This is a genomic window from Nocardioides sp. (genome assembly GCF_041913365.1).
GTDB lineage: Bacteria > Actinomycetota > Actinomycetes > Propionibacteriales > Nocardioidaceae > Nocardioides.
This window is the reverse complement of the sequence record NZ_JAYSFM010000008.1, coordinates 60,240-84,143: the sequence shown is the minus strand read 5'-3', so window position 1 is coordinate 84,143 and position 23,904 is coordinate 60,240. Positions and strand designations below refer to the sequence as shown.

19 protein-coding genes are annotated in these 23,904 nt (G+C 73.1%); 8 read left to right on the top strand and 11 right to left on the bottom strand.

The genetic code is table 11. The annotated features are described in order from the left end of the window. Positions 1–7: 7 nt before the first annotated feature. Together ACE3QY_RS17030 and ACE3QY_RS17025 are read right to left on the bottom strand one after the other, a co-directional pair. Positions 8–931, bottom strand: coding sequence for an L-lactate dehydrogenase (locus tag ACE3QY_RS17030; RefSeq protein ID WP_374457234.1), 924 nt, complete (start codon positions 929–931; stop codon positions 8–10). A gap of 76 nt (positions 932–1,007) precedes the next feature. Further along, positions 1,008–2,849 carry an NAD(P)-binding domain-containing protein gene (locus tag ACE3QY_RS17025; protein ID WP_374457233.1) on the bottom strand — a complete coding sequence of 614 codons (1,842 nt, stop codon included), beginning with the start codon at positions 2,847–2,849 and terminating at the stop codon, positions 1,008–1,010. A gap of 112 nt (positions 2,850–2,961) precedes the next feature. On the opposite strand from ACE3QY_RS17025, the gene ACE3QY_RS17020 reads away from it, so the two are divergent. Beyond that, positions 2,962–4,191, top strand: a complete 1,230-nt coding sequence (locus ACE3QY_RS17020; RefSeq protein ID WP_374457232.1) for a GAF domain-containing protein — start codon at positions 2,962–2,964, stop codon at positions 4,189–4,191. Between the two features lie 55 nt (positions 4,192–4,246). Beyond that, positions 4,247–6,004 (top strand): CHAP domain-containing protein, encoded by a 1,758-nt coding sequence (locus tag ACE3QY_RS17015; protein WP_374457231.1) that lies wholly within the window; start codon positions 4,247–4,249, stop codon positions 6,002–6,004. 84 nt (positions 6,005–6,088) lie between these two features. Here the strand turns inward: ACE3QY_RS17015 and ACE3QY_RS17010 are convergent, their stop codons facing one another. Both ACE3QY_RS17010 and guaB read right to left on the bottom strand, forming a co-directional pair. After that, positions 6,089–8,086: a pre-peptidase C-terminal domain-containing protein gene (locus ACE3QY_RS17010; protein WP_374457230.1), complete on the bottom strand. Its 1,998-nt coding sequence runs from the start codon at positions 8,084–8,086 to the stop codon at positions 6,089–6,091. Positions 8,087–8,224: 138 nt separating this feature from the next. Then, entirely contained in the window at positions 8,225–9,727 is a 1,503-nt protein-coding gene (gene guaB, locus ACE3QY_RS17005) for an IMP dehydrogenase (protein WP_374457229.1), read from the bottom strand. Positions 9,728–9,804: 77 nt separating this feature from the next. Here guaB and ACE3QY_RS17000 point away from each other — a divergent pair, with 77 nt between their 5' ends. Further along, entirely contained in the window at positions 9,805–11,337 is a 1,533-nt protein-coding gene (locus tag ACE3QY_RS17000; RefSeq protein ID WP_374457228.1) for a hypothetical protein, read from the top strand. A 2-nt stretch (positions 11,338–11,339) separates the two neighbouring features. On the opposite strand, the gene ACE3QY_RS16995 is transcribed toward ACE3QY_RS17000, so the two are convergent. The 3 genes from ACE3QY_RS16995 to groES form a co-directional block, all read right to left on the bottom strand. Next, on the bottom strand, positions 11,340–12,059 hold the full coding sequence (locus ACE3QY_RS16995; RefSeq protein ID WP_374457227.1) for a family 16 glycosylhydrolase: 720 nt from the start codon (positions 12,057–12,059) through the stop codon (positions 11,340–11,342). Between the two features lie 121 nt (positions 12,060–12,180). Next, positions 12,181–13,800 (bottom strand): chaperonin GroEL, encoded by a 1,620-nt coding sequence (groL, locus tag ACE3QY_RS16990; protein ID WP_374457226.1) that lies wholly within the window; start codon positions 13,798–13,800, stop codon positions 12,181–12,183. 100 nt (positions 13,801–13,900) lie between these two features. Further along, a complete protein-coding gene (gene groES / locus ACE3QY_RS16985; protein ID WP_056906676.1) occupies positions 13,901–14,194 on the bottom strand; it encodes a co-chaperone GroES in 294 nt (97 codons plus the stop codon). A 199-nt stretch (positions 14,195–14,393) separates the two neighbouring features. Between groES and ACE3QY_RS16980 the strand changes: the two genes are divergently transcribed. Further along, positions 14,394–15,584 (top strand): SAM-dependent methyltransferase, encoded by a 1,191-nt coding sequence (locus ACE3QY_RS16980; protein WP_374457225.1) that lies wholly within the window; start codon positions 14,394–14,396, stop codon positions 15,582–15,584. A 35-nt stretch (positions 15,585–15,619) separates the two neighbouring features. Next, positions 15,620–16,981 carry a DUF1963 domain-containing protein gene (locus tag ACE3QY_RS16975; protein ID WP_374457224.1) on the top strand — a complete coding sequence of 454 codons (1,362 nt, stop codon included), beginning with the start codon at positions 15,620–15,622 and terminating at the stop codon, positions 16,979–16,981. Here ACE3QY_RS16975 and ACE3QY_RS16970 read toward each other — a convergent pair. Continuing rightward, positions 16,975–18,792 carry a glycoside hydrolase family 3 protein gene (locus ACE3QY_RS16970; RefSeq protein WP_374457223.1) on the bottom strand — a complete coding sequence of 606 codons (1,818 nt, stop codon included), beginning with the start codon at positions 18,790–18,792 and terminating at the stop codon, positions 16,975–16,977. The genes ACE3QY_RS16975 and ACE3QY_RS16970 overlap by 7 nt on opposite strands. 35 nt (positions 18,793–18,827) lie before the next feature. Continuing rightward, positions 18,828–19,286: a GNAT family N-acetyltransferase gene (locus ACE3QY_RS16965; RefSeq protein WP_374457222.1), complete on the bottom strand. Its 459-nt coding sequence runs from the start codon at positions 19,284–19,286 to the stop codon at positions 18,828–18,830. A gap of 296 nt (positions 19,287–19,582) precedes the next feature. Here ACE3QY_RS16965 and ACE3QY_RS16960 point away from each other — a divergent pair, with 296 nt between their 5' ends. Beyond that, positions 19,583–20,221 (top strand): helix-turn-helix domain-containing protein, encoded by a 639-nt coding sequence (locus tag ACE3QY_RS16960; RefSeq protein WP_374457221.1) that lies wholly within the window; start codon positions 19,583–19,585, stop codon positions 20,219–20,221. A gap of 10 nt (positions 20,222–20,231) precedes the next feature. Here the strand turns inward: ACE3QY_RS16960 and ACE3QY_RS16955 are convergent, their stop codons facing one another. Both ACE3QY_RS16955 and ACE3QY_RS16950 read right to left on the bottom strand, forming a co-directional pair. Beyond that, positions 20,232–20,852, bottom strand: coding sequence for an MBL fold metallo-hydrolase (locus ACE3QY_RS16955; RefSeq protein ID WP_374457220.1), 621 nt, complete (start codon positions 20,850–20,852; stop codon positions 20,232–20,234). Then, positions 20,849–21,979: an S-(hydroxymethyl)mycothiol dehydrogenase gene (locus tag ACE3QY_RS16950; protein WP_374457219.1), complete on the bottom strand. Its 1,131-nt coding sequence runs from the start codon at positions 21,977–21,979 to the stop codon at positions 20,849–20,851. Before ACE3QY_RS16950 ends, ACE3QY_RS16955 begins: the two co-directional genes overlap by 4 nt. A gap of 148 nt (positions 21,980–22,127) precedes the next feature. Here ACE3QY_RS16950 and ACE3QY_RS16945 point away from each other — a divergent pair, with 148 nt between their 5' ends. Beyond that, the gene (locus tag ACE3QY_RS16945; RefSeq protein ID WP_374457218.1) at positions 22,128–22,685 is read left to right on the top strand and encodes a SigE family RNA polymerase sigma factor; all 558 of its coding nucleotides are present in this window, start codon (positions 22,128–22,130) and stop codon (positions 22,683–22,685) included. Next, positions 22,682–23,896: a hypothetical protein gene (locus ACE3QY_RS16940; protein WP_374457217.1), complete on the top strand. Its 1,215-nt coding sequence runs from the start codon at positions 22,682–22,684 to the stop codon at positions 23,894–23,896. Before ACE3QY_RS16945 ends, ACE3QY_RS16940 begins: the two co-directional genes overlap by 4 nt. Positions 23,897–23,904: the final 8 nt, after the last annotated feature.

The following is a 23,904-nucleotide window of genomic DNA, read 5'->3' as shown; positions in this document are numbered from 1 at the left end:
CAGCGGGTCAGAAGCCGAGGTCGCGGGCGGTGCTGCGGATCCGGTCGGCGCTGGCGCGCAGCCCGGCGAGCTCGGCGTCGCTCATCGGCACCTCGAGGCGTCGCTCGGCACCGCCCGACCCGACGACCGTGGGGACGGAGAGGCAGACGTCGCCGATGCCGTGGTAGTCGTCGAGCAGCGTGGAGACGGGCAGCACCCGCTTCTCGTCGCGCAGCACCGCCTCGATGATCCGGCTCCCCGAGACGCCGATGGCGTAGTTGGTGGCGCCCTTGCCCTTGATGATCTCGTAGGCCGCGCCCACCACCTCCGCGGCCATCGCGTCCCGCTCGTCGGCCGTCACCAGGTCGGTCACCGGCACGCCGCCGATGCTCGCGCTGCTCCAGAGCGGGATCTCGCTGTCGCCGTGCTCGCCGACGACGTAGGCGTGGACGTTCTGCACCGCGACGCCGCAGCGAGCCGAGACCAGCCCGCGCAGCCGCGCCGAGTCGAGCACGGTGCCCGAGCCGAAGAGCTGCTCGGTGCCGAGGCCGGTCAGCTTCTGGGCGGCGTACGTCACCACGTCGACGGGGTTGGTCACCATCACGAAGCGGGCGTCCGGGGCCGCCTCGACGAGGGCCGGCATCAGGGAGCGGAGCATGCTCGTGGTCGAGGCCGCGAGGTCGAGACGGGTCTGCCCCGGCTGCTGCTTGGCGCCGGCCGTCACCGCGACCACCTGCGCGCCCGCGCACACCGACACGTCGGCCGAGCCCTCGACGTGGGCCGTGGGCAGGAACTGCAGGCCCTGGCGGAGGTCGAGCTCCTCGGCGCGCACCTTCGCCGCGTCGACGTCGTGGAGGGCGACGGTGGTGGCGACGCCGCGCACCAGGCAGGCGTAGGCGAGGGTGGAGCCGACGGCGCCGGCGCCGACGATGGCGATCTTCGCGGAGGTCACGCCTCATCGTGGCAGCCGGCGCCTTCGGAGGACAGGGGCCGTCGGGGGCCGGCTCCCTGTCGGGCTCCGTCCGGACTCACCCGGTGTGGTGCACCTCCTGCAGGCCGTAGACCGGCGTCTCGATCCCCTCGTGGCGCGCCTTGAGCTGCAGCGCGAGGTAGAGCGAGTAGTGCCGCGACTGGTGAAGGTTGCCGCCGTGCATCCAGAGGTTGTCGACCTGCGTCGGCTTCCACATGTTGCGCTGCTCGCCCTCCCACGGACCGGGGTCCTTCGTCGTCTCGGAGCCCAGCCCCCAGCACTTGCCGAGGCGGTCGGCGGTCTCCTGGTCGATCAGGTCGGCGACCCAGCCGTTCATCGAGTTGTAGCCGGTGGCGAAGACGACGACGTCGGCCGGGAGCGTGGTGCCGTCCTCGAGGACGGCGGCGTCCTCGGTGAGGTGGTCGATCTGGCCCTGCACCAGGTGGACGTCGCCGTTGGCCACCAGGTCGGCGGCGCCGACGTCGATGTAGTAGCCGGAGCCGCGCCGGAGGTACTTCATGAACAGGCCGGACCCGTCGTCGCCCCAGTCGTGCCGGAAGCCGGACCTCTCCAGCCGCTCGTAGAAGTCCTTGTCCTTCTCCGCCATCGCCTCGTAGGCCGGGACCTGGAAGGTGTGCAGGATCCGGTAGGGCAGCGAGGCGAAGATCAGGTCGGCCTTCTCCGTCGTCACGCCCGCGGCCACCGCACGCTCGGAGTACAGATCACCGAGGCCGATCTCCATCAGGCTGTCGCTCTTGACGATGTGCGTGGACGAGCGCTGCACCATCGTCACGTCGGCGTCGTGCTCCCAGAGCGCGCCGCAGATGTCGAAGGAGGAGTTGTTGCTGCCGATCACGACCGCCTTCTTGCCGGCGTACGCGTCGGGGCCGGGGTGGGCGGAGGAGTGGTGGACGTCGCCCCTGAACACGTCCGTGCCCGGGACGTCGGGGATCCGCGGCTTGCCGCTCATCCCGGTCGCGAAGACGAGCTGCGTGGGGCGCAGCGTCAGCGGCTTGCCCTCGCGCTCGACCTCGACGGTCCACTCCTGGGTGTCCTCCGACCAGGTCGCACTGGTCGCCACCGTGCTGGACCAGTAGGGCACCTCCATGATCTTCACGTAGGACTCGAGCCAGTCGCCGACCTTGTCCTTGGGCGCGAACACCGGCCAGTTGTCGGGGAACTTCAGGTAGGGCAGGTGGTCGTACCAGACCGGGTCGTGCAGGCAGAGCGACTTGTAGCGGTTGCGCCACTGGTCGCCGGGGCGCGGGTGCTTGTCGATCACCAGGCTCGGCACGCCGAGCTGGCGCAGGCGTGAGCCGAGGGCGATGCCGCCCTGGCCGCCGCCGATCACCAGGACGTAGGGCTGGGTGGTCGAGCCGAGGCTCTCGGCCTCCTGCTGGCGCCTCTCCTTCCACGTCACCCGGTCCTTGAAGGCGCCGTGCTGGGTGCCCATCGGGCGGTGCGTGCCGCGCGGCTCCTCGTGCCCCTTCAGCTCGTAGAGGGCCGTGAGCAGGGTCCACCCCCGGTCCTCGCCGTCCTCCTCCGTGAGCCGCAGCAGCCCGTTGCCGCGACCGGTGCCGGTCTCGAAGGTGATCCACGCAGTCACCACGCCGTCCGCCTCCTCGGGCGGCTCGCTCGTCGCGAAGCCCGACGTACCCGAGCGGGCGCCGGCGGCACCGATGAGGTCGGCCACACCGTCGCGTCCCTCGACGGTCTTGATGTTCCAGGTGAACGCCACCAGGTCGCGCCAGTAGCACTCCGTCGCGAACAGGTCGGCGCCCGCCGTCGCGTCGCCCGCGGAGAGGGCGGCCTCGAAGCGGGCGAGCCACGCGTCCACGCGTGCCTGCGGGTCCGGGGTCGTCGGGTCGGTGCCGGTCACGGGATCCAGGGTCTGGGTCATCGGTTCTCCTTCAACTACGCTGGTGTGACCGAGCACACACCGTCGGCATCGGGCGGCGACAGGGTTGCGAGAGGTTGCAACGGCTCGGCCGGAGGACCCCGAGGGACATCGCATGACCGACCGCGACCTGCACCGCAGCCGTGAGGCCGCGCTCGCCGGTGGCGCCCGGGCGCCGCTCCCCCGCACCGAGATCGCCGCCTCCTGGCGGCGCGTCGCGGCCGCCGGGCTCGACCCCGGGTCGGGCGCCGAGATCCCGCCGATCGACGGCGCCGAGCTCGAGCGACGCCGGGCCGCGAGCGGGCTGGCCGACGTGGTCCCGCGGCTGGCCGAGTCGCTGGCCCCGGTCGTCGACGCCGGCCAGCTGGTCGTCGTGGCCGACGCCGAGGGCCGCGTGCTGTGGCGCCTCGGCAGCAGTGGCGTACGACGCCTCGCCGACGACCTCGGCTTCGTGGGCGGCTCGGCGTGGACCGAGGCCAACGTCGGCACCAACGCGATCGGCACCGCCCTGGTGCTCGGCACGGCCGTGCACGTGCAGGGGCCGGAGCACTTCGTGGAGTCGCACACCCGCTGGGGCTGCGCGGCGGCGCCGCTGGTCGACCCGTGGACCGGGCGGACGCTCGGGGTGCTCGACGTGAGCGGACCGAGCCGCGGCATGCACCCGGCCGAGCTCGCGCTCGTCCAGCTCGCCGCGCAGATGACGTCCGCGGAGATCGTGGCCCGGCACCGGGCGGCGCTCGACCGGCTCCGCGCCCGTGCGGCGCCGCTGCTGGCCGGGCTGAGCGGCGACGCGCTGGCGATCGACCACGCCGGCCACCTCGCCGCCGCCATCGGCAGCCGCAGCCCCGAGCGGGTCGCGCTGCCCGACCAGCTGGCCGCCGGCCGGGTCTGGCTGCCCACGCTGGGGCACGCGACCGCGGAGCCGCTGGACGGCGGCTGGCTGCTGCGCCTGGAGTCCGGCGAGACCACCGACGCCGCGACCTCCGCGCTGGTCCTCGAGCTCGACGGCGAGCCGCGCGTGGTCGTCTCGGGGCCGAGCGGGTCGTGGTCGCGCACCCTCTCGCCCCGGCACGCCGAGATCCTGCTGTCGCTCCTCGAGGCGGGCCACCCGGGACGGACGGCGGTGCAGCTGTCCGAGGACCTCTTCGACGACCCGGGGCGCACCGTGACGGTGCGGGCGGAGATGTCGCGGCTGCGCCGGCTCGCGGGCAGCCTGCTCCTCTCCGCCCCCTACCGGCTGGCGCCCGGCCTGGCCACGCAGGTTCGCGGCGACCGCATCGGCGCGCTGCCACGCTCGTCCGCCCCGGTCGTACGCCGGTGGCGGGCCGCCGGGATGAACATCTGAGTTACAGATTGGCAAAGACGCCACGCCGTCCTGACGCCGTTCCTACGGTAAAAACGTGGGGAACCTGGGGAAGCGGCCCGCGACGTGGCCGCAACGAACGATCGCGCGCACGCTCGCGTCCGTCTGTGTCGCCGGCGGGCTGCTGAGCCTCGCTGCGCCGGCGGCGCACGCCGAGGACGACTACCCGTGGGCCTGGCAGGGCCAGTGCCCGGCCGTGCCGCAGGCGCCGATCGAGGAGCCGACGCCCACCCCCACGCCGACGCCCGAGCCGGCTGAGCCCGGGGGCCAGGCAGGTGACAAGGCAGGTGACAAGGCCGGCGAGAAGCCCGAGCCCGCCGCCGAGACCCCGCCGCCCCCGGAGCCGGTGCTCGACCCGGTCAGCGGTCACCTCTACGACCCGCGTGGCCCGAAGCCGACGTGTGCGAAGTGGGTGTGGTCGATCAACGGCTCGATCGGCGACCCGTGGGGCTTCGTGTGGCGCAACTGCACGAGCTTCGTGGCGTGGCGCATGCAGGAGCGCAACCGGATGGCCGGCTTCAGCAACTCCTTCGGCGGCCAGCACTGGGGCAACGCCGAGCACTGGGACGACGCCGCCCGCGCGCTCGGCTACCGCGTCGACTCCGTGCCGGCCATCGGCGCCGTCGCGCAGACCGACGCCGGGCGCGTCGGCCACGTCGCCTGGGTCACCGCGATCGGGGCCGGCACGGTGACGATCGAGGAGTACAACCACTCCCTCCCGGGCGGGTACGGCACCCGCACGGTCCCGGTCGGCGACTTCCGCTACCTCCACCTCGACGACGTCGCGCCCTCCCCGCTCGTCGGCTCGGACCGTCCGGTCGTGTCCGTGCCCGACGGCCTGGGCGAGTCCTGGACCGCCCGCGTCGACGACGCCGGCACCCTGCGCGTCGCGCACCCCGGTCGCCGCGCCCGCATCGTCGGTCCGCGCGGTGGGTTCTCGCCCGTCGTGGCGGCAGCGCTGACCCTCGACCGCCGTGGCCGCCCGTGGGTCGCCGCGACCACCCGCGACGGCAGGGTGCTGGCCGGCACGGTGCGCGGCACCGGCTTCGCCCTCCGCACGGTCGCCGCGGCCGCCCCGACCTCGAGCCCCGCGCTCACCCTCTCCCGCACCGGACGGCCCGTGGTGGCGGCGGTGTCCCCGAGCGGGACCCTGGTCACCCGCCGGTTCACCGAGCAGCGTCGCTGGAGCCGGCCCGACCGGGTCGGCCGACCCGCCTCGTGGGCGACCCACACCGCGCCGGTGCTCGGCGCGGACGGCTCCGGCCGCACCTGGCTGGTGGCCGTCACCGCCAACGGAGCGACGTACGCCCGGTGGCTGGAGAGGGGCCGCCTCGTGCGGCTCGCCGGTCCCACCGCCTCGACCACCTCGACCCCCGCCCTGACCGTCTCCGGCGGCACCGCCCGCCTGCACCAGGTCGGCGCCGACGGCCGGCTCACCGTCCGCACGCTGCGCGGCCGCCGCTGGGGCCGCGCCGCCGCGCTCGACGGCGACTGGTCGCCCTACTCCTCCCCCGCCGTCGGCGAGGTCGCCGGACGCCTCGTGGTCGCGGCCGTCGACCGCCGGGGCACGCTGCGGCTGCGCACCGCCGTCGAGGGCCGGCGCTCCCGCCTGGCTCCGCGCCTGCGGACCGCCGGCGACCCGACCCGGTCCCCCGGACTGGTGACCCGGCGCAACGGTGGCGTCTTCGTGGTCTCGCTCGGCGCCCGGCGGGCACCGCAGGCCCGCCTGCTCACCCGGCCGGCGGCGGCGGTCAGCGGCGACACCTCGCCGACGCGCGGCGGCTTCACCCCCTGACCTCCGGCACCACGACGTACGACGACGCGGCCACCCCCGGCGAGGGGGTGACCGCGTCGTGCGTGGTTGCTGGTGAGCGTCAGGTCAGCGGCCCGCGTAGGCCCACGACGAGACGTTCTCGGTGTTCTCCAATCCGGTGAAGCCCTCGGCGGGCGAGTAGGTGTCGGTCACGAACTCGATGTTCTCGTCGTCCGCGGTGCCACCGATGTTGTCCGGGCCGACGCCGTAGAGGTTCTGGCCGAAGTTGGCGCCGCCGGAGTCCATCATGTTGTGGATCTCGTCGGCGTTGTCGGTGTGGTAGTTGCCGATCGTGTGCCCGATCTCGTGGGCGGTCACGTTGGCCACCGCCCCCGACACGAAGCCGATCCGGTCACTGGTGGCGTTCAGGTAGGTGTTCAGCGAGGACGCCGGTCCGGCCGCCGCGCTCAGCACGTCGAGGAGCACGATGGCCTCGTCCTGGTGGCCGAAGTTGCCCGGGTCGATGTACTGCGCGATGCCGATGGTGCTGATCCCGGTCTCGGCGATCGTGCCGGCGATGTAGATGCGCGAGACGTTCTCCTGGCCGATCAGCTCCGGGTTGGTCCGGGCGTTGAGCACGTCGACGTTGACCGCCGGGTTGGTGCCCGACAGCTCGGCCTGGATGTTGCGCCGCACCAGGTTCAGGATGCGGTTCTCGACCCGGCGGGCCTCGGCGCGCGGGATGCCCCACTGGGGCACGAACGCGGCGAACGGGGAGACGTCGCGCTGGCCCGGACCGCCCCAGGTGCCGGTGTTGACCCGACCAGGCGCGAAGTCGAGCAGCACGGTCTGACGGCGACCGCGGTCGCCCTGGGTGCCCGGCCGGTAGCCCTCGACGAGGACGTCGTAGGCGCCGGTGCCCCCGGTGACCTGCACGGAGTACCAGCCGGCCTCCTCGGCGACGTAGGCGATCGCGGTGTTGCCGCCACCCGGCAGCGGTGAGGTCGGCGGGTAGAGGAAGCTCGCGTCGGTGCCGACGCCGCCGACCCGCTGCTCGCCGGACGGCGTGCGGACCGTCAGGCCGATCGCGGCGCCCGTGCCGGTCGAGCCGATGGTGTCACCGGGGCGCAGCCGCACGGAGTAGAAGTCGGCGTCGAGCTTCGCGCTGGCGATCGAGACGCGGTAGTTGCCGGTGTCGGCGCCGCCGGCACCGCTGCCGGAGTCGAACGGGTCACCCGGCAGCGGGTCGAGCGCGTAGCCGCCGACCATGACGTAGTAGGTGCCGGGGACCTCGGGCTTGTAGCTGAGGCTGCTCAGCAGGCCGGTGCCGCTGTCGTCGTCGGCGGCGACGGGCGTGCCGTCGGCGGCGTAGACCACGAGGATGGTGTCGGTGGTGGTGGCGCTGCCCTCGGTGTTGGCGGTGAGGGTGAGCCCCGCGGCGACGTCGACGGAGTAGAAGTCGAAGTCGTTGGTGCCGTCACCGGCGGGAGCGGGGCCGTGCGGCCCGTCGCCCAGCACCGAGTTGGTCACCGTGGAGCCGCTGGCGGTGATCCCGGTCGGCGTGGCCAGCGGGATGGCGCCCTGGTCCTCGGTGGTCGTGACGGTGCGCGGCGTGCTGGCGGGCGGGGCGGCCAGGCTGCCGAGGATCCGGACCGCCGGCATCTTCGCCGCCCCGGTGCCGAACTGGGTGATCGGCTCGGCATCGAGGTGCGAGTCGTTGGACCCCGCGGTGCCGGTGGGCTCCTCCTCGTCGTGGACGAACGGCGTCAGGACCGCTCGCGCCGAGACTCCCGTGCGCCCGGAGCCGAGCGCCTCACGGCGGTTGGTTGCCAGCCGCTTCGAGGCCGCGCGCTGCTCGGCCTTCGCGTGCATGAGCTTGTTCCAGGCGAAGTAGTTGGCGTCCGTGATCGACGGCAGGTTCGCGAGGTAGGGGTTGGGGTTGACCTTCGCCGTGAGCGAGGCGGCGTTCTCCTCCTTGGGCGCGACCTGGAAGCCCAGGTCGAGGGCCGTCTGCTGCGACGGCGTGATGCTGTCGTCACCGGATGGTGCGGCGGTGGACAGGGCTGGGGTGACGACGGCCATTAGACCGGCACAGCCGGACGCGACCAGGATGTTTCTGCGCACTGAAGCGCTCCTCCCGAGAGAAATCGGGATCGAGCACATCGTGGTCGATGGATCACACCGTCGCGGGGCCCGATCCCCTGACAATCGTCAAGGTAGGACCTACTGGCGAGTCGCGGAAGAGACGGAAGGTTGAACCTCTCAGGCGCCGCTGTAGTTGGGCGCCTCGACGGTCATCTGCACGCCGTGCGGGTGGCTCTCCTTGAGCGAGGCCGAGGTGATCCGGACGAAGCGGCCCTTGTCCTGGAGCTCGGGGATGGTGCGCGCGCCGACGTAGAACATCGACTGGTTGAGGCCGCCGACGAGCTGGTGGGCGACGGCGGACAGCGGGCCGCGGTAGGCGACCTGGCCCTCGATCCCCTCGGGGACGATCTTGTCGTCGCTGGCCACCTCGGCCTGGAAGTAGCGGTCCTTGGAGTAGGACTTCTTGCCGCGGCTGCTCATCGCGCCGAGGGAGCCCATGCCGCGGTAGGACTTGAACTGCTTGCCGTTGACGAAGACCACGTCGCCGGGCGACTCCTCGCAGCCGGCCAGCATCGAACCGACCATCACCGAGTCGGCCCCGGCGACCAGCGCCTTGGCGATCTCGCCGGAGTGCTTCATGCCGCCGTCGGCGATCAGCGGCACGCCAGCGGGCCTGGTGGCCAGCGAGGCCTCGTAGACCGCGGTCACCTGCGGCACGCCGACACCGGTCACCACGCGCGTGGTGCAGATGGAGCCGGGCCCGACGCCGACCTTGACCGCGTCGGCGCCCGCGTCGACGAACGCCTGGGCGCCCTCACGGGTGGCGACGTTGCCGCCGATCACCTGGACGTGCCGGGTCGCCGGGTCGGACTTGAGCCGCTTCACCATGTCGAGCAGGAGGTGGACGTGGCCGTGCGCGGTGTCGGCGACGAGCACGTCGACGCCCGCCTCGATCAGCGTGGTGGCGCGCTCCCAGGCGTCGCCGAAGTAGCCGATGGCCGCGCCGACCAGCAGCCGGCCGTCGCCGTCGTACGACGCGTGGGGGAACTGCTCGCCCTTCACGAAGTCCTTGACGGTGATGAGGCCGCCGAGGCGTCCCTCGCCGTCGACCAGCGGGAGCCGCTCGCGCTTGTGGGCGCGGAGCAGCGCGGTGGCCTCGTCGCGGGAGATGCCGATGTCACCGGTGATGAGGCCCTCGCTCGTCATCACCTCGTTCACCTTCGTCGTGGCCCACTCCGCGACCGGGGTGAAGCGGAGGTCGCGGTTGGTGATGATGCCGAGGAGGTGGTTGTCGAGGTCGACGACCGGGAGCCCGGAGACGCGGTACTCGCCGCACAGGCGGTCGAGCTCCTCCAGCGTCGCGTCGGGGCCGATCGTCACGGGGTTGGAGATGATCCCGGTCTGGGTGCGCTTGACCAGGTCGACCTGGCGGGCCTGGTCCTCGATCGAGAGGTTGCGGTGCAGCACGCCGATGCCGCCCTCGCGGGCCATCGCGATCGCCATCCGCGACTCGGTGACGGTGTCCATCGCCGCACTGATCAGCGGCACGCGGATCGAGATCTCGCGGGTCAGCCGCGTGGTCGTGTCGATGTCGCTCGGCGCGAGGTCGGACTCCCCCGGCAGCAGCAGCACGTCGTCGTAGGTGAGGCCGAGCGCAGCGAACTTCTCAGGGATCTCCACGGCGCCATTCTACGGGGGGCCGATCGGTGCTCTGAGAGGGTGTTCGGCATGGGGGCGGACGTGGCGGGGAGCCGACGGTGAGGTGGGGGCGCGCGGTGTGGCTGGCCGCGCTGGCCGCCTTCGTCGCCCGCTTCCCCGGCCTGCTGTGGCCGCTGCGGCCCGACGAGGCCGGCTTCCTGCTGGTCGCACGGAACCTGCACCCCGAGCCCGACTCGCTCTACGGCCGCTACTGGGTCGACCGGCCACCTCCCATCATCTGGCTGATGCAGGCCACCGACACGGTCGGCGGCGCCTACACCCACCGGGTCGTCGGGGCGGTCGCGTGCTCCCTGCTGGTCCTCGCCGCCGCGGCCGCGGCGCGCGAGATGGGCCTGCGGGCCGGGATCGTGGACCGGGTCGCGCTCCGGCGGCTGGCGGCCTGGGTCGCCGTCGGGACCGCCGCGCTCGTGGGCAACGCCCAGATCGACCCGGTCGCCGCGAAGGGCGAGCTCTTCGGCATCCCGCTGGTGCTGGCGTCGTGCTGGCTGGCGCTCCGTTCCGTACGACGACTCACGACCGCCGACGCGTTCTGGGCGGGCTGCCTGGCCGTCCTCGCGCTGGGCTTCAAGCAGAGCATCTTCGGCGGGATCGTCTTCGGGGCGGTCCTGCTGGTCGGGTCCGCCGCCGCCCGGCAGCTCCCCTGGCGCACGGCCGGGACATTCGCGCTCGCGGCGGCCGCCGGCGCCGTCCTACCGGTGGGGGTGGTGGTGGCGTGGACCCTTGCCTCCGGGTCGCGGCTGCACACGCTCTGGTACGCCTCGGTGTCCTTCCGCTCCGACGCCAGCCGTGTCATCGCGTCGCAGAGCGCGGAGGGAGCCCAGAGCCGGATCGGGCTCCTGGTGACGGTCTTCGTCGGTGTCGGGATGCTGCTCCTGCTCGTCTGCTTCCTGGTCCGCGTGCCGACGCTCGTGCGCCACGACGCCGTGCCCGTGGTCGCGGTCCTCGCGATGGTCGGGATCGACCTCCTCGGGGTCGCCCTGAGCGGGAGCTTCTGGCTGCCCTACCTCTTCGTCCTGATCCCGCCGCTCGCGCTCGCCCTCTCCGCGCTCGTCGCCCACGACCACCTCCGGCTCTCGCGCTACCGGCTGTCGGCCCCCGTCGTGGTCCTGGTGGTGGCCTCGAGCGTGGTGTCCCTTGTCTCGTGGACCGCGGCCTGGGGCGTCGGCCGGGTGCCCGTCGAGGTGCGCACCGGCGAGGCCATCGCGGCCGCCGCCCGGCCGGGCGACCGGGTGCTGGTCTACGGCGGGCGGGCCGACATCCAGTGGTCCAGCCGGGCGGACTCGCCGTACCCCCACCTCTGGTCGCTCCCGATGCGGACGCTCGACCCCGGCCTCGACGACCTCCGTGCGGTGCTCACCGGCACCAACCCGCCGACCTGGTTCGTGGAGGCGACCTACATCAACACCTGGAGCGAGCTCGGCACCCGGCCGATCGAGCGCTCGCTGATCAGCAAGTACGAGTTCGTCGTCACCGCGTGCGACCGCTACCGGATCTACCACCTCAACACCGTGGACCCGGTGCACATCGACGTCGACTGCCGCACCCCCTACCGGACGATCTGGGGCCGCTGAGGTCACCCGGCGGCGTACGCCCGGACGTGGGCGACCCTCATCTGCTGCGGGAAGACGGTCGAGTCGTCGGGCGGGCCCGGCCAGCCACCACCGACGGCGAGGTTGAGCAGGAGGAAGAACGGCTTGTCGAAGACCCAGCGGTCGGCGCCGATGCCGTCGCGGGTCACCTGGTGGTAGGCGGTGCCGTCGACGGACCAGGTGATCCGGTCCGGGCCCCAGTCGACGGAGTAGTCGTGGAACCCCTCCGCCAGCGAGCCGCCCGGGTGGGCATGGCTCGCGGTGATGCCGGACGCGCCGGCGTAGCCCGGGCCGTGCACCGTCCCGTGCACGACGTGGGGCTCGTGGCCGATGACCTCCATGACGTCGATCTCGCCGCAGCCCGGCCACGGCACGACGGGGAGGTCGCCGCCGAGCATCCAGAACGCCGGCCAGATGCCCCGGCCGTGGGGCACCTGGATCCGCGCCTCGACGCGCCCGTGCCCCACCTCGAGCCTGCCGCTGGTCACCAGGCGCGCGGAGGTGAATCCGCCGTCGGGCTCGCGGCGCGCGGTGAGGACCAGATTGCCGCGACCGTCGAGGGCCGAGTTGGCCCGGGAGTCGGTGTAGGTCTGCAGCTCGTCGTTGCCCCAGCCCCCGGCGCCGAGCTCGTGGCCCCACACGGACGGGTCCGGCGGGGAACCCTCCGGGCCGTCGAACTCGTCCTGCCACACGACCTCGTCCATCGCCCCGACCCTAGGCGGAGCGCCGGGACGCGACCACGACCTCGAGAACGCCGCAGGCCCGGCAGAGGAGCTCCTCTGCCGGGCCTGCGGTGCGTCTCAGGCGGTGTGCCTCAGCCGTGGATCAGTGGCCGTGGCCGTGCCCGTGGCCGGCGGCCGCGGGCTCCTCCTCCTCGGGCTTGTCCACGACCAGGGTCTCGGTCGTGAGCAGCATGGCCGCGATGGAGGTCGCGTTGACCAGCGCCGAGCGGGTGACCTTGACCGGGTCGAGGACGCCCTGGGCCACCAGGTCGCCGTACTCGCCGGTCGCGGCGTTGTAGCCGCTGCCGACACCGAGCTCTCGGACCTTGGCGGTCACGACGTAGCCGTTCTCGCCGCCGTTCTCGGCGATCCAGCGCAGCGGCTCGTCGGCGGCCTTGCGGACCACGCGGACGCCCGCGGCCTCGTCGCCGGTGAGGCCGAGGTTGTCGTCGAGCACCGACACGGCGTGGATGAGCGCGGAGCCGCCACCGGCCACGATGCCCTCCTCGATCGCGGCGCGCGTCGCGGAGACGGCGTCCTCGATGCGGTGCTTCTTCTCCTTCAGCTCCACCTCGGTGGCGGCGCCGACCTTGATCACGCACACGCCGCCGGCCAGCTTGGCGAGGCGCTCCTGGAGCTTCTCGCGGTCCCAGTCGGAGTCGGTGTTCTCGATCTCGGCCTTGATCTGGTTGACGCGGCCCTCGACGGCGGTGGCGTCGCCCGCGCCCTCGACGATGGTCGTCGTGTCCTTGGTGATGACGACGCGGCGCGCCTGGCCGAGGACCTCGAGGCCCACCTGGTCGAGCTTGAGGCCGACCTCGGGAGCGACGACCTGACCACCGGTCAGGGTCGCGATGTCCTGCATCATCGCCTTGCGGCGGTCACCGAAGGCGGGGCTCTTCACCGCGGCGACGTTGAACGTGCCGCGGATCTTGTTGACCACCAGGGTCGAGAGCGCCTCGCCCTCGACGTCCTCGGCGAGGATGAAGAGCGGCTTGCCGGTGGCGATGACCTTCTCCAGCACCGGGAGCAGCTCCTGGATCGAGGAGATCTTGCCCTGGTGGAGCAGGATGTAGGCGTCGTCGAGGACGGCCTCCATCGACTCCGGGTCGGTGACGAAGTACGCCGAGATGTAGCCCTTGTCGAACTGCATGCCCTCGGTGAACTCCAGCTCGGTGCCCATGGTGTTGGACTCCTCGACCGTGATCACGCCGTCCTTGCCGACCTTGTCGAAGGCCTCGGCGAGCAGGTCGCCGATGTGGCTGTCGCGGCTGGAGATCGTGGCCACGGAGGCCATGTCCTCACGGGACTCGACCTCGCGGGCGGCCTCGCGCAGCGCGTCGCCGACAGCCTCGGCCGCCGCGTCCATGCCGCGCTTGAGGCCCATCGGGTTGGCGCCGGCCGCGACGGCACGCAGGCCCTCGTGGACCATGGCCTGGGCCAGCACCGTGGCGGTGGTGGTGCCGTCACCAGCGATGTCGTTGGTCTTGGTGGCCACCTCCTTGGTGAGCTGGGCACCGAGGTTCTCGAACGGGTCGTCGAGCTCGACCTCGCGGGCGACGGTCACACCGTCGTTGGTGATCGTGGGGGCGCCCCACTTCTTGTCGAGGACGACGTAGCGACCCTTGGGGCCGAGCGTCACCTTGACGGCGTTGGCGAGGGCGTCGACGCCACGCTCGAGGGCGCGGCGGGCGTTCTCGTCGAACTCCAGGATCTTGGGCATCTGGGTGTGCTCCTAGGAACGGGTGAACGGGTTTCGCCCGGACGTCATGGCCGGCGGTCGCGCGAGCGACCCCAGACCATGACGATCCGGGCGAAGGGGATCAGGAAACGACCGCGAGGACGTCGCGCGCGCTCAGGATGAGGTACTCCTGGCCGGCGTACTTGACCTCGGTGCCGCCGTACTTGCTGTAGATGACCTTGTCACCCACCGCGACGTCGATCGGGACGCGGTTGCCGTTGTCGTCGACGCGACCGGGACCGATCGCCACGACCTCGCCCTCCTGGGGCTTCTCCTTGGCGGTGTCCGGGATGACCAGGCCGGAGGCGGTGGTCTGCTCGGCTTCGAGCGTCTGGACGACGATGCGGTCCTCGAGGGGCTTGATGTTGACCGACACTTCGGATCAACCTCCACTTTCTCTGCAGAGATACTTCAGGGACGTGGGCTCGCGATCCGGGGCGGCACGCCGTCGCGGGGGTCGTGCCAGGCTCACGAGCGTTGGCGCTCTCGGGGTGAGAGTGCCAGAACAGACGCTAGCACTCTCCCCAACCGAGTGCTAGCACAGCCCACGCCCGACCGCCTGACAGGATGCGGGGGTGGAGATCGAGACGCTGGAGTGGCTGCAGACGACCGACGGTGGGCGCCTGCTGGTCCACGCCGCGCAGGCCTGGGCCGACCACCCCGGCGACCCGGTGCGGGTCGCGAGCGTCGTACGTCGTCTCGAGCCCGACGCCGAGAAGGCGGCCGCCGCGACGACCCAGGCGCAGCTGCGGGAGAAGGGGGTGGCGAAGCTCGGCGAGGCCGCCCGGCTGATGTTCTTCACCCCGGACGCGCTCGAGCAGGCCACCCGGACGCGCGTCGCCGAGCACCGCGCAGCGCGACTGGCGGCCGCGGTCCCCGGCGGCAGCGTGATCGACCTCGGCTGCGGGATCGGTGGCGACCTGATCGCCTTCGCCCGCGCCGGCCTGATCGCGGCGGGGATCGAGCGGGACCCCGTGCGGGCCGCCATGGCGCAGGCCAACCTGACCGCTCTCGCCCTGCCTGGCGCCGTCCAGGCGGGCGACGCCACCACCGTCGACCCCTCGGGCTTCGACGCCGCCTTCGCCGACCCGGCCCGCCGCGGCGGCCGGGGGCGGGTCTTCGACGTCGAGGGCTGGACCCCGCCGTGGCCGTGGGTGCTCGACCTGCTGTCGCGCCGCTCCCTCGTGAAGGTGGCCCCCGGCATCGGCCACGACCTGGTGCCCGCGGGCGTCGAGGCCGAGTGGGTCAGCGACGGCGGCGAGGTCAAGGAGGCCGTGCTCTGGTCGCCCGACCTGTCCACCACCGACCGGCGCGCCACGGTCATCGGCGAGCGCGGGCTGGCCACGCTGACCGAGGAGGACGCCCCGTCGCCCGGTGAGCCCGGCGCCGACGTCCGCGCCGTGGGGGCGTTCCTCTACGAGCCCGACGGCGCCGTGATCCGGGCCGGCCTGGTCACCGCCGTCGCGGCCGGGGTCGACGGCGGGCTGGTCGACCCGCACATCGCCTACGTCACCAGCGACGCGTCGTTCCGCACGCCCTTCGCACGCAGCTACCGCGTGGTCGAGCACCTCCCCTACCGGGAGAAGCAGCTCAAGGCCGCGCTCCACGAGCGCGGCATCGGCCGGCTCACCATCAAGAAGCGCGGCGTGCAGGTGGTGCCCGAAGAGCTGCGCAAGCGGCTCGCCCTCAGGGGCGACAACGAGGCCACGCTCGTGCTGACGCGGGCCGCGGGCCAGGGCACGGCGCTGCTCGTCGAGCCGTTCTGACCACGGCGGGCGGCCGTGTCCCTCAGGATGACCCCATGGGCACCGACCTCCTCCAGTTCGCCGTCACGGCGGCAGGGTTCGCGGCTCTCGCGGTCGCGCTGCGTCGGTTCGCCGGACAGGGGCGCGCAGCGGCGTCGCTGGCACGCTCCGACATCGAGACGGCGGCACCCCTGACCGGGACGGCCGGTGCCCCGCCGGCTCCTCCCGCGGCTACGAGGTTCGCGCTCGACGCCGTGGGCGGACAGGCGGTCCTGCTCCAGCGCCACGTGCCGCCGCGTCGCGACGGACGCAGCTACTGGGGCGGCCGGCCGACGCTCCCCGCCGGCCTCGCGTGGCCGTCGTACACCGACCGGACCGGCACCGAGCGCGCGCTGTCCTTCCTCGTCCAGGTCGCGTGCGACGAGGTCCCCGAAGCGGGACGGCTCGGCCTCTTCCCCGACCGGGGGACGCTGTTCGTGTTCGCGGAGATGTCGTGGGGCCACGACTGGCGGTGGCGCTGCCTCTACACCGCCGATGACGTCAGCGGTGCGGCTCCGTCCGTGCCGCCGACGACGCTGCCCCCGGCCTACGACTCCCGTGCCGTCTGGACCTGGGCCCAGGACGACGCGGACTGGCCCCGTCTGCTGCCCCGGTGGACCTTCACCCCCGTGCTGGCGGCGTCTCCGGCCGCGCCTGACGAGGTCGAGGATCCCCGGATCTGGCCGGGGCGGCTCGACGTCGAGGCGGCGCTTAACACCATCCCGGGCGCGGTGGCTGAGGCCCCGACGCCCGGCCCCACCGACCATGGCGGTCCGCACCGTCCGTTCGCCGCGTTCCCGCACGACTGGCGCGCGGTCCTCATCAGCTTCGGCCACCTGGCTCGCGCGCTCGAGCAGGCCGGTCGCCGCTCCGGCGCCAGCGACGAGGCGTACGCACGGATGCACCAGGACGTGGCGGCGTGGACGGCACGCGCGCGCGAGCACGCACCGGACGAGCCGGTCGGCGCGGCGGACGCCGACGAGGCGTGGGACGCCCTGACGCAGGACCGGCTCGTGGGGCTGACCACGTTGCGTGGTGCCGCTGCGGACGCGGTCGACGCCACCCTGGCCCTGCACCCCGACCCGATGTCCGTCCTGCCGCCCGAGGCGCTCCGACTTGCCGGCAGGCGCCACTCCCTCGCCAGCATGTACGACGGGCGCCGCTACGCGCACCTGCAGCAGCGCATGCTCGCCCCGCCATCGTGCCCCCAGGTCGAGGCCAGTGAGCGGGTGGACGAGTGGCTGCTGCTCCTCGAGGTCGCCGACGACCCCTCCGTCGGCCACCACCTCGCCGAGGGCGTGCTGCAGTTCTGGATCCGGCCGGAGGACCTGGCCGCGCGACGCTTCGACCGCGTCGAGCTGACCGCCGAGGCCTACTGACCGGACGGGCAGCCGCTCCGCTCGAGGCCGGCGACCTTCACGGGCAGGCGTCCGGGGGCGGGGGCCCGGCCCAGCAGCACCTCGACGAGGACGTCCATCGCGGCCGGGGTGTCGCCGTAGGCCGCGATGCGGGTGGGCGCCTCGACCCGACCGAGGACCCACGGGCTGTCGGTGGCGACGGCGACGTCCCCGTCGACCGGGGCGTCGTGGAAGCCGGTGAACCCGACGGCCGTCCCCGCGGCGAGGCGGGCGTCCTCGCGCGCGAGCCACGCGGCGAGCCGCTCCTCGCGTCGGGCCTCCGCCTTCTTCCACGCCCGCTTGCGCTTCTTGTACGCCTTCCGCTTCTCGCCCTTGCGGCGGTCCGGCTTCGGCACCTCGCGGGCGAGCCGGGCCGGCGTGGCCTTGCGCAGCAGGACCCCGAGCCCCGCCCGTCCGGCCGCGGCGGCGAAGACCGACACCGCCCCGGGGTCGCCGTAGGCGTGGACCTGGTCGCCGACGAGCCGGCCGGAGCACTGCCCCACGACCACGGTCACCGCGGCCGCCGAGAGGCTGCGCGACGCTCCCCGGGCCGAGCCGACCTGCGCGCCCGTGCCGCCCGCGAGGTGCGTGAGCAGGGCGACCTGCCGGGCCGCGGCCTGCTCGAGCCGCCGACGCGGCAGCGAGCCGGTCCGCACCGCGCGGACGATGGCCGAGCGGGCGAGCGCCGGCGACGGGGGCATCAGCAGGACGTCGGACCCGGCGCGCAGCGCCTGCACCGCCGTACGTCCGGTGTCGCGACCCCGGGTCACGCCAGCCATGTCGAGGGCGTCGGTGACGACCAGGCCGCCGAAGCCCAGGTCCTGGCGCAGCAGCCCCGTGACCACCTTGCGCGAGAGCGACGACGGGACCCGCGGGTCGACGGCGCGGACGTCGAGGTGCCCCACCATCACTGCGGGCAGCCCCGCATCGATGGCGCTGCGGAACGGGACGAGGTCGGTCGCCTCGAGCTCCTTGCGCGACTTGGTCTGCACCGGCAGCGTGAGGTGGCTGTCCGCCGGGACCGAACCGTGGCCGGGGAAGTGCTTCACCACCGGGAGCACCCCCGACGTGGCGAACCCGGTTGCGGCGGCGACGACGTGCTCGGCCACGGTGCTCGGGTACGACGACGCCGCCCGCGAGCCGATCGTGGGGTCGCCCGGGCCGGAGGTGACGTCGGCGTCGGGTGCGAAGTCGACGGTGAAGCCGAGCCCCCGCAGCTCGGCACCGCTCGCGGCGTAGGCCTGCTGCGTGAGCGCCACGTCTCCGGCCGCGCCCGCACTCATGAAGGTCGGGAACCGGGTCGCAGCGCCCCGGAGCCGCTCGACCACGCCGCCCTCCTGGTCGACACCGAGGAACAGCGGCCACTTCCGCCCGACCCGGCGGGTCAGCCGGGTGTTGACGGCCTGGATCTGCCGGGCGGAGTCGATGTTGGAGTCGAAGGCGATGACCCCGCCGAGGTGGAGGTCGCGAACCATGGCGACCGGCGCCGCCGTGCCGGTCCACTCCGCGACGATGACCTGCCCGGCGAGCTGTGGGAGCCGCAACTTCTGCACAGCCCGGGTCGCCGCGTCGAGCTCGGCCCGGTCGGGGCCCCAGCCCTCGGTCAGCCCGAGCTGCTCCGACGGCGTGGGCGGGACGGTCGGGGTGGCGCTCGCTGCGGCCTTGCCAGCGGACGGCTCGTCGCCGCCCTCGTCCCCTCCCCCGTCGCAGGCGGTGAGCGTGGCGACCAGTGCCAGGGTCGCCGCCAGGGCGACACCCCGGCCAGCCCCGCCTGCCGCCCACCTCGTCCGCATCCGGTCATGGTGGCACGCGCTGCTCAGCCCTCGTCTCACCGTCCGTGCCGGTCCGGGCGCTGCCACGGCCAGTCGGTCGCCAGCCAGTCGGCGACCGCGTCGGCGAGCGGCTCGTCGAGCTCAGCGCGGCTCGCGGTGACCCACGACTGCACGTCGACGTCGTGGTCGCGTGCGTCCGTCGGGTAGAGGTACACGCACCCGATGACCTCCGCGCTCCCGGGGTCGAGCACGGTGAAGGTGAAGCCCTTCCCGGCCTCGAAGTCGGCCGCGTGCCGGATCAGGTCGGCCAGGTTGCGCTCCGACGACATCCCCTCCACCGGCGGCCAGCTCCCGTCGGGGAAGCCCTTCGTGCTCCGGACGTGCTCGATGCTCGACGACCACGCGGCGAGGTCGGAGTCGTTGTGCTGCGGCCCGAGCGGCTCCAGCCGGAACCGGTCGGTCACCAGCTCCCGCGGCGCCACGAAGTCCTCCGGCACGAACGGCTCGCTGCTCATCCCCCGACCGTAGCCCCGCGCTACCCGTCCCGCCCGCCGTTTTCCCGGGCCCCACCGCCGCACTGGCACCTGAGTCGCTGGGCGACTCAGGTCCCCAGACGACGTTCAGGCCACCGCAACCGGCCCCCACTGGCAGGTGAGTCGCTGGGCGACTCAGGTGCCAGTGGTGGAGGGGACGGGATGCGGCGGCGCGGCCGGCAGGTGTGGATCCGCGGGGCTGTGGAAGAACGCTGCCCGTTGTCGGTGGTGGTGGGTGGGATCGACGTACGACATCGAGACCACGACGGGAGCAGGGCATGACGTTCACGCAGACCATCACGCAGACCGACGTCGATCCACAGGAGAGGAAGGACTGGACCGAGGCGGAGCTGGAGTACTACCTGATGGGCCCGTTCGACGGGGAGATCCCCGGGCTGGTGCGCCGCATCCGGCGGATCCTCGACGTCTCGCAGCGCGGGCTGGCGGGGCTCCTGGGGATCTCGCAGTCGCAGGTGGCCCGGTGGGAGACGCGTCGTACGAGTCCGCGCACGGCGGTGCTGGTGGAGATGCTCCGGTTGGCCAAGGTCCGCATCGGCCTGCACCACGAGGAGTCCGGCAAGCTGGTCGAGCCGATGCGGGACGACGGCGCTCGCGACCGGGCCCTACGGCGCTACCCGGCACACGTCGACCTCGAGGTCGCCGGCTGGTGGGAGCCCCGTGACGCCATGATGACGGCTGACGGGATGCGATGGCGGGCACGGTCCAGGAGGTGGGGGATCCCCGCGGTGCGCTACCACCATCCGTTCTGGAAGCAGGTCTTCCGCGAGGTGCGCGGGACGCCGGTCGACCACCCGGCGCGTCACCAGCTGGTCGCGGAGGCCGTCCACCTCGACGAGGTGCGGGAGGAGCGGCTGCGGCGGACCGCTCCGCTCCCGCCCGGCACCATGTCCGCCTGAGAACGGCCTGTCAGACGTTGGCCCGCTCGGCCCCGATCGTGGTGTCCGGGCCGTGCCCGGTGTGCACGACCGTCTCGTCCGGAAGGTCGAAGAGCCGCGACCGGATCGACTCCTTGATGAGGTCGGCGTCGCTGTAGGACCTCCCGGTCGCGCCCGGGCCGCCCTCGAAGAGGGTGTCGCCGGTGAAGACGCAACCGAGGTCGTGGACGTAGAGGCACACCGCCCCCGGCGCGTGGCCCGGAGTGTGGATCACCGTCACCGCGGCACCACCGATGGTGAGGGACTGCCCGTCGGTGAGGTCGACGTCCCAGAGCTCGGCCCCCTCCTCGTCGCCACCGTGCGTGAGCTCCCACAGCGGCCGGTCGTCCGGGTGCAGCAGGATCGGCGCCCCGGTGGCGACCCGCAGCGCGGGAGCGACGCGCACGTGGTCGTCATGGGCGTGCGTGCAGACGATCGCCTTCACGGCCCGATCCCCGACCACCTCCAGGATCGCGTCGACGTCGTGGGGCGCGTCGATGACCAGGCACTGCTCGTCGTCGCCGATCACCCACACGTTGTTGTCGACGTCGTAGGTCTCACCGTCCAGGCTGAAGGTGCCCGAGACGACGGCGTGGTCGACGCGCACGCTCACAGGACCACCACCGAGCGGAGCACCGTCTCCGAGTCAGGGCCTCCGTGCATCTTCTCGAAGGCCGCCTCGACGTCCTCGATGCCGATCTCCTCGGTCACGAACGCGTCGAGGTCGAGCCGGCCCTGCTGGTACAGGTCGACGAGCATCGGGAAGTCGCGCGACGGCAGGCAGTCGCCGTACCAGGACGACTTCAGCGAGCCGCCGCGTCCGAAGACGTCGATGAGCGGGATGTCCGGCACCTTCATGTCGGGCGTGGGCACGCCGACCAGCACGACCGTGCCGGCCAGGTCGCGCGCGTAGAAGGCCTGCTTCCATGTCTCCGGCCGTCCGACCGCGTCGATCACGACATCGGCACCACCCTCGTGGCCCGTGCCGTCCGGGGGCGGCGTCAGCGACCGGATCGCCTCGACCGCGTCGACCTCCTTCGAGTTCACCGTGTGCGTGGCACCGAGCTTGCGAGCGGCCTCGAGCTTCCGGTCGTCGATGTCGACCGCGATGATCTTCGCGGCGCCGGCCAGCGCGGCACCCGCGATCGCGGCAGCGCCCACGCCGCCGCACCCGATGACGGCGACGGTCGAGCCGCGACCCACGCTGCCGGTGTTGATGGCAGCACCGAGCCCGGCCATCACGCCGCAACCGAGCAGCCCCACCGCGGCAGCCCGGGCGGACGGGTCGACCTTCGTGCACTGGCCTGCGGCGACAAGGGTCTTCTCCGCGAAGGCGCCGATGCCCAGCGCCGGCGACAGCTCGGTGCCGGCCAGGTCACCCTCGGCCAGCGTCATCTTCTGCGTGGCGTTGAAGGTCGCGAAGCAGTACCACGGCTCCCCGCGGTTGCACGCCCGGCAGTCACCGCACACCGCGCGCCAGTTCAGCACGACGAAGTCGCCCGGCTCGAGGCCGGTGACGTCCGGCCCGACGGCCTCCACGACACCGGCGGCCTCGTGGCCGAGCAGGAAGGGGAAGTCGTCGTTGATGCCGCCCTCGCGGTAGTGCAGGTCGGTGTGGCAGACCCCGCAGGCCTGCACCTTCACGACCGCCTCGCCCGGCCCGGGGTCCGGGACGTTGATGGTGGTGAGCTGCACCGGCTCGCCCTTGGCGAGCGCGACGACGGCCTTGACCTGCTGCATCGATGCCTCCTGAGTCGACGGGTTCCGACGAACCCTCCGGGCGAGCCTTCCAACCCCCACCAAACAGATGCAACCCCACCCCCGGCGATTGCGTCCTCACTGCAGTTCGACACGAACACACCACACGAAAGACGAACGGGGGTGAAGGGTGAGCACGACACTCGTCGACATGGGCGCGCAGGACCGCCGGGCCGGCAAGGACGCGGAGTTCTCCGCGTACATGTCCGCGCGCCAGGCCGCCCTGTACCGGACGGCGTACCTGCTCGTCGGCGACCACGCCGGCGCCGAGGACCTCCTGCAGAACGCCTTCGCCAAGCTCTACCTGTCCTGGGACAAGGTGCGCGACCACGGCGCGCTCGACGGCTACGTCCGCCGGGTGATGGTCAACGAGCACAACTCGCTGTGGCGCCGCGCGTGGAAGCGCCGCGAGCACTCCACCGACACCATGCCCGACACCGGCGTCCACGACGAGTACGACGACGGGCTGGGCGGCGTGCTCTGGTCGTTCGTCCAGACCCTGCCGCCCAAGCAGCGCTCGGTGATCGTGCTGCGCTACTACGAGCAGCTCAGCGAGGCCGAGACCGCCGACGTGCTCGGGATCTCGGTCGGGACGGTCAAGTCGCAGGCCAGCCGCGCCCTCGCGGGCCTGCGCGCCCGCGCCCCCCACTCCCTCCACCCCCACGAGTCCGGAGACGAGGCACGATGAACAACACTCCCCTCGAGGACCGGGTCCACGACGCCCTGCACCGCCGGGTCGACCCGCTGCAGCACGCTCCCCTCACCGTGACCGACGTACGCCGTCGCGCGGGCCGCATCCAGCTCCACCGCCGCGCCGCGGCCGGAGCGGCCGTGGCCGCCGCGCTCGCCATCGCGATCCCCGTCGGCCTCTCGGTGGCCGGCCCCGCCCAGCGCAGCGAGGTGCCACCCGCGACCCGCCCGCCCGCGCCCACGGTCGCGTCGGGCACGGTCGTCGTGGACGCGCGCAGCGCCGCGACGACCGACAGCACCACCGTCCCACTGATGGACGTCGACGGCCCGAGCCTGATCACGCCCGACGGCACGATCGACCTGCCGAGGGTCTACGACGAGCTGACCCCCTACGGCGACGGCTGGATCGGCGTCGCCGTCAACGACGAGCCCGGAGTGCCCTGGCACACCCTGGAGATCCTCACGTCCGACCTCGAGGTGGAGGACGGGCCGGTCCCGACCGGGGGGCTCGTGGTGAGCCCCGACGGCTCGCGCGTCGCGTGGTCGGAGTACGACGGCACGCGGTGGCGGGTCAAGGTGGGCGACGCCGCGGGCGGCGCTGTCTCGGACTACCTCGAGTTCCCGCCGAGCCCGGAGGACCACGAGGTCGCACCGATCGGGTTCGTGTCGGACGTCGACGTCGCCGCCACCCAGAACAACGGCAGTGGGCTCGTCTCCACCTTCGTCGGCGGCGGGAACTCTCCCGAGGCACTGCCCGGGCCGATCGACGGGCGCTCGGCGTCGCCCGTGGGCGGTGTCGTGGCCGGCCTCGTGGGCGACGACCGCACCTGCTCCGCGGTCGTCCAGGGCGTGGCCGACACGGGCACCACGCTGTGGGAGACGTGCGACCACGCGCTCGGCCCGTTCAGCCCCGGCGGGCAGTACGTCGTCGGCTTCGACCCGGAGGCGGACGGGAACGGCTCGCCGACCCTCACCGTGCTCGACGCCGCCACCGGCGAGGAGGTCGTCACCTACGAGGCCGCGTTGCCGCGCCGGACCGTCGGCGGGTTCTGGACGCAGGTCGCCTGGGAGATTGACGACGCGCTCGTGGTCCGGTTCTGGGCCGGCGAGGACGCCTCCATGATGCGACTCGGCCTGGACGGGACGGTGCAGCGCATCGACATCCCCAGCGCCGGCGTGTCCGGCCTGTCGGTGGCAGTGCCGAGCTAGCGGTCCTG